The organism is Amycolatopsis sp. NPDC003731 (genome assembly GCF_053586895.1).
In genome coordinates, this window is record NZ_JBSFNC010000126.1 from 19,061 (window position 1) to 27,281 (window position 8,221).

At 71.3% G+C, this 8,221-nt stretch carries 8 protein-coding genes; 7 read left to right on the forward strand and 1 reads right to left on the reverse strand.

The features are described 5' to 3' along the window. The first annotated feature begins 35 nt into the window (after positions 1-35). The 3 genes from ACWDN5_RS35925 to ACWDN5_RS35935 are packed head-to-tail and all read left to right on the forward strand — an operon-like array spanning position 36 to position 3,084. On the forward strand, positions 36-1,355 hold the full coding sequence (locus ACWDN5_RS35925; protein WP_449679411.1) for an extracellular solute-binding protein: 1,320 nt from the start codon (positions 36-38) through the stop codon (positions 1,353-1,355). Further along, positions 1,352-2,257 (forward strand): carbohydrate ABC transporter permease, encoded by a 906-nt coding sequence (locus ACWDN5_RS35930; RefSeq protein WP_449679412.1) that lies wholly within the window; start codon positions 1,352-1,354, stop codon positions 2,255-2,257. The genes ACWDN5_RS35925 and ACWDN5_RS35930 overlap by 4 nt, the downstream gene beginning before the upstream one ends. Further along, a complete protein-coding gene (locus ACWDN5_RS35935) occupies positions 2,254-3,084 on the forward strand; it encodes a carbohydrate ABC transporter permease (protein WP_310977617.1) in 831 nt (276 codons plus the stop codon). Before ACWDN5_RS35930 ends, ACWDN5_RS35935 begins: the two co-directional genes overlap by 4 nt. Here ACWDN5_RS35935 and ACWDN5_RS35940 read toward each other — a convergent pair. Beyond that, entirely contained in the window at positions 3,053-3,928 is an 876-nt protein-coding gene (locus ACWDN5_RS35940) for a LysR family transcriptional regulator (RefSeq protein ID WP_449679413.1), read from the reverse strand. The two genes, ACWDN5_RS35935 and ACWDN5_RS35940, sit on opposite strands and share 32 nt — an antisense overlap. 76 nt (positions 3,929-4,004) lie before the next feature. Between ACWDN5_RS35940 and ACWDN5_RS35945 the strand changes: the two genes are divergently transcribed. The 4 genes from ACWDN5_RS35945 to ACWDN5_RS35960 all read left to right on the forward strand — a co-directional run bounded on the left by ACWDN5_RS35945 (position 4,005) and on the right by ACWDN5_RS35960 (position 8,118). Then, positions 4,005-4,388 (forward strand): hypothetical protein, encoded by a 384-nt coding sequence (locus ACWDN5_RS35945; protein WP_310977619.1) that lies wholly within the window; start codon positions 4,005-4,007, stop codon positions 4,386-4,388. Next, the gene (locus ACWDN5_RS35950) at positions 4,381-5,925 is read left to right on the forward strand and encodes a multicopper oxidase family protein (protein ID WP_449679414.1); all 1,545 of its coding nucleotides are present in this window, start codon (positions 4,381-4,383) and stop codon (positions 5,923-5,925) included. The genes ACWDN5_RS35945 and ACWDN5_RS35950 overlap by 8 nt, the downstream gene beginning before the upstream one ends. A gap of 224 nt (positions 5,926-6,149) precedes the next feature. Continuing rightward, a complete protein-coding gene (locus tag ACWDN5_RS35955; protein WP_449679415.1) occupies positions 6,150-7,001 on the forward strand; it encodes a geranyl diphosphate 2-C-methyltransferase in 852 nt (283 codons plus the stop codon). Between the two features lie 10 nt (positions 7,002-7,011). Continuing rightward, complete coding sequence (locus ACWDN5_RS35960; protein WP_449679416.1) at positions 7,012-8,118, forward strand: family 2 encapsulin nanocompartment cargo protein terpene cyclase; 1,107 nt, start codon at positions 7,012-7,014, stop codon at positions 8,116-8,118. Positions 8,119-8,221: the final 103 nt, after the last annotated feature.

The window sequence follows — 8,221 nt, forward strand, 5'->3', positions numbered from 1 at the left end:
CGGGGTACCCGCCGCCCCTCTGGGAGGGGTGTGCCATGGTGCGGAAACTTCTGGCCGGTACGACGACGATCCTGCTCCTCGCCGGGTGCGGCGGAGTCGGCAGCGGTGGTGATACCGAAGCCACCTTGACGACCATGGGCTTCGGCCTCGGCGACGAGATCGCCACCACCCGGGCCGACCTGGCGGGCAAGGCGATCGCGCCCGCCACCGTCAAGATCGGCGGGAGTGCCTTCGACGCCCAGCAGTTCCTCGCCTCCGTCGCGTCGCACACCCCACCGGACCTCGTCTACCTCGACCGTCAGCTCCTCGGCACCTACGCCGCCCGCGGCACCCTCGAACCCCTCACCGACTGCATCGCGAAGCAGCACATCGATGTCAGCCAGTACCGGCCCGCCGCACTCAAGGAAGTCACCCTCGACGGCAAGGTCTACGGCCTGCCCGAGTTCTACGACAACCGGGTCCTGCTGGTGAACGACGCCGCCGTCGAAGCGGGCGGGCTGACACCCCGGGACGTCGATCCCGCGGACCGGGCGAAGCTGACCACGGCCGCGCAGAAACTCACCGTCCGCAGCGGCGGCGGGCTGTCGCGGATCGGCTTCGACCCGAAGATCCCCGAGTTCCTCCCGCTGTGGGCCAAGGCCAACGGCGTGCAGATGCTCAGCGACGACGGCCGTACCGCGCACCTCGACGATCCGCGGCTGGCCGAAGCCCTGACGTACGCCAAGTCGCTGATCGACGCCCAGGGCGGCTGGAGCGCGGTGAAGGCCTTCCGCGACTCGTTCGACTTCTTCGGCGAGAAGAACCCGTTCAAGCAGGGCCAGCTGGCGGCCACCCTGATGGACGACTGGTACCTCAACGTCCTCGCCAACTACTCCCCCGACGTGCGGATCTCCGCGGCGCCGTTCACCGACACCGCCGGCACCCCGATCGACTGGGTCACCGGCAGCGCCTGGGTCATCCCGGCCGGCAGCACCCACAAGGAGCAGGCCTGCACCTGGATCAAGACGATGACCGACGCACCGGCGTGGGTCGCCGCCGCCAAGGCGCGCGCCGAGAAGCGGAAAGCCGCCGGCAAGGCGTTCACCGGCGTCTACACCGGCAACCGCGTCGCCGACCAGGAGATCTTCGGCAGTCTCGTGCAGCTGGCCGACCGGCCCGCGTTCGACGCCGCCGTCCGGACCGTGCTCAAAGCCCAGGACAGCGCCTTCACCATGCCCGCCTCCCCGGCCGGTTCCGAGTTCAAGACGGCGTGGCAGAACGCCGTCAACCGCGTGCTGTCGGGCGAGCAGCAGCCCGCCGACGCCCTGCGCCAGGGCCAGCAGGAAGCCCAGCGGGCGCTGGACGCCGCCCGGTGAAGCGGCGTACGCGAGACGCCTGGGCCGCGTATGCCTTCCTGTCCCCCTGGATGATCGGGTTCGCCGTCTTCATGGCGCTCCCGATGATCGCCAGCCTCGTCCTCTCCTTCACCGACTACGACGCCCTGCGCTCGCCGGACGCCGTCGGCTGGGCCAACTACCAGCGGCTCCTCGAAGACCCGGCGGTGCGCAAGAGCCTGGTCAACACGCTCGTGTACACCGTCATGTCGGTGCCCGCCACGATGGCCGTCTCGCTGGCGCTGGCCTCGCTCCTCACGCGGGCCGGACGCCGGTCGGCCGGGTTCTTCCGCACCGTGTTCTACCTGCCCGAAATCACCCCGAAGGTCGCCGTCGGCGTGCTGTTCCTGATCCTGTTCAACGGCCAGGCCGGCCTGGTCAACGCCGCGCTCGGGCTGGTCGGCATCGACGGTCCACAGTGGAGCACCGACGGCCCGTGGGTGAAGCCGGGCCTGGTGCTCATGCACCTGTGGTCGGTCGGCAGCACGGTGGTGATCTACCTGGCCGCGCTGCGCGGCGTGCCGCGGGAGCTGTACGAGGCCGCCGAGCTCGACGGCGCGTCGGCGTGGCAGCGGTTCCGGCGGATCACCGTCCCGATGATCAGCGGCGCGCTGTTCTTCACCCTGATCGTCCAGACGATCGCGGCGCTGCAGTCGTTCGACGAGGCCTACACCGCGTTCTACGGCTCCGCGGCCTCGGCGACCTACAGCAACGACGCGGCGCTGTTCTACCTGATCTACCTCTTCCAGCAGGCCTTCGAGTTCCTCCACCTCGGGTACGCCTCGGCGATGGCGTGGCTGCTGTTCGTCGTCATCCTGGCGATCACGCTGGTGCAGGTCCGGCTGAGCCGCCGGTTCGTGTACTACGAGGGCGGTGACCGGTGACGGCCCGCCGGGTGGTCCGCTGGACGGCGCTGGCCGCGGCGACGGTGCTGTTCCTCTACCCGTTCGTCTGGCTGCTCAGCGCGTCGGTGAAGCCGCGCGCGCAGGTCTTCGACAACCTGCTCATCCCCCGCACCTGGGCCTGGGACAACTACGTCGAGATCTGGCGGGCCGCGCCGGTCGCGGCCTGGTTCGTCAACAGCGTCGTGGTGTCGCTGGCGGCGGCCGTGGCGGTGACGCTGACCAGCTCGCTGGTGGCGTTCGGCTTCGCCTACTTCCGCTTCCCCGGCCGCAGCGCGCTCTTCGGCCTGGTGCTGGCCACGATGATGCTCCCGGCCGCGGTGACGATGATCCCGGTGTACCTGATCTGGAACAGCGTCGGCCTGGCGCACACGCAGGTGCCGCTGTGGGCCGGGAACCTTTTCGGCAGCGCGTTCTACATCTTCCTGCTGCGCCAGTTCTTCCTCGGCCTGCCGCGCGAGGTGTTCGAGGCCGCCCGCGTCGACGGCGCGAGCCACTGGACGCTGTTCTGGCGCATCGCCGTGCCGCTGTGCCGCCCGGCGCTGATCGTCAGCTTCGTGTTCGAGCTCAAGGCGAGCTGGTCGGACCTGCTCAAGCCGCTGATCTACCTGCGCGACCCGGCGCTGTACACGCTGCCCCGCGGGCTCAAGGCGCTGTCGGACCAGTTCGGCCAGGCCGGCGAGCAGCGGTGGGAGATCGTGCTGGCCGGCAGCGTCATCACGACCGTGCCGCTGCTGATCGTGTTCTTCGTGGCGCAGCGCCACTTCCTCGCCGGGATCACGACGGAAGGTCCCACGGCCACTCGGTGAGCGCGGTGCGCATCAGGCGGGCCGCGGCGGGCAGGCGGTCGCCCGCGGCCCAGAACAGCGTGATCGTGCGCCGGCAGTCCGGGCTGTCCACCGGGATCCAGGCGACCGGCACCTGCGCGGCGACGCGGCGGGCCATCGCCGGGTTGAGCCCGACGCCCATCCCGGCGCTGATGAGTTCCTGGATCGCGCCCGGTTCGTCGCCCTCGAAGACGATCTTCGGGGTCAGGTCGCGGGCGGCGAAGAGCCGGTCGAGCAGCCGCCGGTGCCAGTGCCCGCGCCGGGCGGTGACGAACGGCTCGCCGGCGAGGTCTTCGACGCTCACCGAGGCACGGTCCGCCAGCCGGTGCCCGAGCGGGGTGGCCAGCAGCACCGGCTCGTCGAGCAGCCGCACCCCGGCCAGCCCGTCGTCGGGGATCGGTTGCGAGGCAACGCACAGATCGACCTCGTGGGCCCGCAGCGCCCGCGCCATCGCCTCGGCGGGCAGCTGGTGCAGCTCGATCTCGACGTCCGGGTGGGCCCGCTTGAACGCGGCGAGCGGCCGGGTGAGCGTGAGGAAGGTTTCCGACGCCAGCCGCACCGTGCCGAAGCCCTCCGCGTCGGCGACCGCACGCCGCCCCGCGTCCAGCTCCCCGAGGGCGCGCTCGACGTAGCCGCGGAAGAGCTTTCCGGCGTCGTTGAGCCGGAGCCGGCCGGCCCGGTCGAACAACGGTGTGCCGAGCTCGTTCTCCAGCCGCGCGATGGTGCGGCTCAGCGACGGCTGGGCGACGCGCAGCTCTTCGGTCGCGCGGCTGAGGTGCTCCAGCCGGGCCACCACGAGGAACTGCCGCAGCGTCCCCAGGTCCACGTCATGCCTCCCGCGTCATAACGGCATAGCGATATTGATCTTAGACATGATGACTTCCCGGTCATAGCTTCGGAGTGTGGAAAGAACCGGGAAAGCGAGTGGGGTGCTGCGGGTCGTGGCGAGCGCGCACCTGGTGGCGATCGCCGGTCAGCCGGTGTTCGCCGGGGTGTACCTCAGCGGCGACTACGACGGTCTGCGCCTGCACGCGACCGGAGCCGACGTCGTCACGTCGCTCGGGTACGCGCAGCTGATCGTCGCGATCGTGGTGTGGGTCCGGCTGCGGCGGGCGTGGCCGTTCGCCGCCACGGCGGCGGTGGTGACCGCGGAGACGGTCCAGTACTTCGCCGGGCTGGACGGCGCTTTGTGGCTGCACCTGCCACTGGGGGTGCTGACCGTCGCCGGGCTGGTCGTGCTGGTCGTCGCCCTGTGGCGCCGCCGGTGGGAGGCCGTCGATGCGTGATCTGAGCCGTCGCCAGGTGCTGCGCCTCGGCGGCGCCTTCGGCCTGCTTATCGCCACCGGGCTGTCCACCGCGGCCGCGCTGTCCCGGCGGCCGGCGCTCACCGGCGCCGAACTCCGCAGCGCCTTCCCGCTGCCGCCGCCGTTCCGGGTGCCGCTCCCGCTGCCCCGGGTGCTGCCACCGGTGGCTCCCGGCCGCTTCGAGATCACCCAGCGCGTGGCGGACATCGAGATCCTGCCCGGGATCCGGACGTCGATGTGGACCTACGACGGCACGTTCCCGGGGCCGACGATCGAGTCGCGCCGGGGCGAGCCGGTCACCGTGACCCACCGCAACGAGCTGCCCGTGCCGACCGTCGTGCACCTCCACGGCGGCCGGACGCCGGCGGACTCCGACGGCTACCCGACCGACCTGGTGCTGCCCGCGGACTGGACTCCCGTCCACCACGCGATGTCCGACCCGCGGGCCGTGCGGACCCGCCTCACCCGCAGCTACACGTTCCCGCTCGACCAGCGGCCGGCGCTGCTCTGGTACCACGACCACCGGATGGACTTCACGGCCCCGGCGATCTGGCGCGGCCTCGCCGGACTGCACATCGTGCGCGACGACGCCGAAGAAGCGCTCGGGCTTCCCGCGGGAGCGCGGGAACTGCCGCTGCTGATCGCCGACCGCGCGTTCGCCGCCGACGGCAGTCCCGACTACCCGTCGGTGGACGGCACGCTGCGGGACCGGCCGGGCGTGCGGGAGAGCTTCCTGGGCGGGGTGCTCGGCGACGTGCTCCTCGTCAACGGCGCGCCGTGGCCGGTGCACGAAGTGGACGCGGCCCGGTACCGGCTGCGGATCCTCAACGCGTCGAACGCCCGGCACTACGAACTCGAGGCGGTCACCGACGACGGGCGCCGGCTCCCGCTCGTCCAGATCGGCGCCGACCAAGGGCTGCTCGCCGCGCCCGTCACCCACGCCACCCTGCCGGTCGGGCCGGCCGAGCGCTACGACGTCGTCGTGGACTTCGCGGGCGTCCCGGTCGGCGGCCTTGTCCGGCTGCGCAACCGGCTCGGCTCCGGGCGCACCGCCGAAGTAATGGCCTTCCGGGTCGCGCGCCGCGCCCGGGACGACAGCCGCGTTCCCGCTGTCCTGTCGACGGATCTGCCGTCGTGGGACCGGCCGGTCCGGGTCCGCGACTTCTCCTTCCGCGCCGGTCAGCTGGACCACGGGCGCGGCTGGCTGATCGGCGGGCGGGCGTTCGACCCGGCCCGCACGGACGTCACCGTCCCCCTCGGCGACGTCGAGGTGTGGCGGCTGGTCGCCGACGTCCACCACCCGGTGCACCTGCACCTGGCGGGGTTCCGCGTGCTCTCGCGCGGCGGGCGGCCGCCGCTGCCGCACGACGCCGGGCTCAAGGACACCGTTTCGCTTCGCCCGGGCGAAGCGGCGGAGATCATCACCCGCTTCGACGGCTACCGCGGCCGGTACCTCTTCCACTGCCACAACGCCGAACACGAGGACATGGGCATGATGGCGAACCTCGAAATCACCTGACACGGGCTGTCGCGCTTCGTCACCCGGTCGTGGCGGGGTCGATCTCCAACGGGGGTCGGCAAACCAGCCCTGACCACCTGCGGCGCGGGTTCCGCTGGGCCGGACGGGCAAGGACCACCAAGCCCGAGTGAATCTTCTTGTCCCTGCGAAACTCCCGCCACTAGCGTCTTCCGTGAGGGACCGGATCCCTTTCCTGTCAAGGAAACGAACGAGGAGTGCCATCGATGACCGCTCTCGAGAAGCCCGTGACCCGCACCGCGTACCAGCAGTCGGTCGCCGACTACTGGAACGCGGAGAAGGATCCGGTGAACCTCCGGCTGGGCGATGTCGACGGGCTCTACCACCACCACTACGGCCTCGGCGACTACGACCCGGCCGTGCTCGAAACCCCGGCCGCCACGCGCGACGAAGCGATCATCGCGGAGATGCACCGGCTCGAGACCGCGCAGGCGGACGTCCTGCTCGACCACCTGGGCCCGATCGCGCCGGAGGACCGGCTGCTCGACGCCGGCTGCGGCCGCGGCGGCACGAGCGTCATGGCCCACCTGCGGTTCGGCTGCCAGGTCGACGGCATCTCCATTTCGGAGCAGCAGGTCGGGTTCGCCAATGCGCACGTGCGGCAGCGCGGGATCGACGGCTCGGTGCGCTACCACCTGAAGAACATGCTCGACACCGGCTTCGAATCCGGGGTGTTCCAGGGCATCTGGAACAACGAGAGCACGATGTACGTGGACCTGAACGACTTGTTCGCCGAGCACGCGCGGCAGCTCAAGCCCGGCGGCCGGTACGTGACGATCACCGGGTGCTACAACGACGTCACGGGCGGCCGGTCGCGCGCGGTGAGCCAGATCGACCAGCACTACATCTGCAACATCCACGCCCGCGGCGACTACTTCAAGGCGCTGGCCGCCAACGGGTTCGTGCCGATCAACGTCGTCGACCTGACCGCGGCGACGATCCCCTACTGGGAGCTGCGGGAGAAGTCGTCGGTCGCCACCGGCATCGAAAAGCCGTTCCTGACCGCCTATCGCGAGGGCAGTTTCCACTACCTGCTGATCGCCGCCGACCGCGTCTGAGGCGGGCGGGGTGACCGGGGAGAGCACCACTTGTCCACAATGGACCGCCGGTGGGCTGCCGACGGTGCCGTTCGGGCTGGGGACGTCGGCGGCGCGGATCGCGACCCAGTTCGCGCCCGCGCCCGGGCCGGACCCGGCGTACGCGTACCTGCCGTGGGGCGACGGCAGCGCGTCGCCGCTGTACTGCCCGGTCCAGGGCCGGGTCGACGACGGCCTGGCCGCCGAAGTCGACCGGCGGCTGGTCGCCTGGGCGGCGGACCGCGGGTTCACCGGCAAGGGCCTGGAGCAGATCGCCGGCGCCGGGTTCGGCCGGCTGGCGATGCTCGCCCACACCGACTGCGACGACCCGGACCGGCTGCTCGTCGCCGCGCAGCTCAACGCGGTCTGGTGGGCGGCCGACGACTACTACGCCGACGACAGCACGCTCGGCGCGGCGCCGACCGAGCTCCCGCCGCGGCTGGCGCTGGTCATGGCGGCCATGGACCCGGTCGCCCCGGCCGGGGAGTTCACGCCTCCGCTGGAAGAGGCGTTGCGCAGCGACCCGATCCTCGTCGGGCTGCACTCGGCGATCGGCCACCTGGGCCGGCACGGTTCGCCGGTGCTCGTGCAGCGGGTCTGCTACGCGACGTTCTCGATGTTCGTCAGCTGGGACGCCTACGCGGCGTGGCGCCACACCGGGCGGTACCCACCGGCGTGGGAGTACCTGGCGGCCCGCCAGCACGACAGCTTCTACACGTCGATGACCTTGGTCGACGCCGTCGGCGGTTACGAGCTGGCCGCGCCGTTCTACTACGACCCGCGCGTGCGCGAGGCGATGATGCGGGCCGGGACGGCGTCGGTGCTGGTCAACGACCTGCACTCGGTGGCCAAGGACGCGGCCGACGAGAAACCGGTCTGCAACATGGTGCTGCAGATCGCCGCCGACCGCGGCTGCCCGGTCGAGGAGGCGGTGGAGGCCACCGTCGAGCTGCACAACAAGATCGTCCACGAGTTCGAGGACGGCCACCGGGAGCTGCTGGCCGTGCCGTCGCCGGAGCTGCAGCGCTTCCTCGTGGGTGTCCGTTCCTGGATGGGCGGCGGCTTCACCTGGCACGCCACCAATCCCCGCTACCAGTGATTGGGGTTTCGTTGTGACTGTCACCGACCCGGTGGGATCCGAGCAGGTGGAATCCGAGCAGGCGCCGTCGAGCTTGGGGCGGGCGGCGGCCCGGACCCTGGCC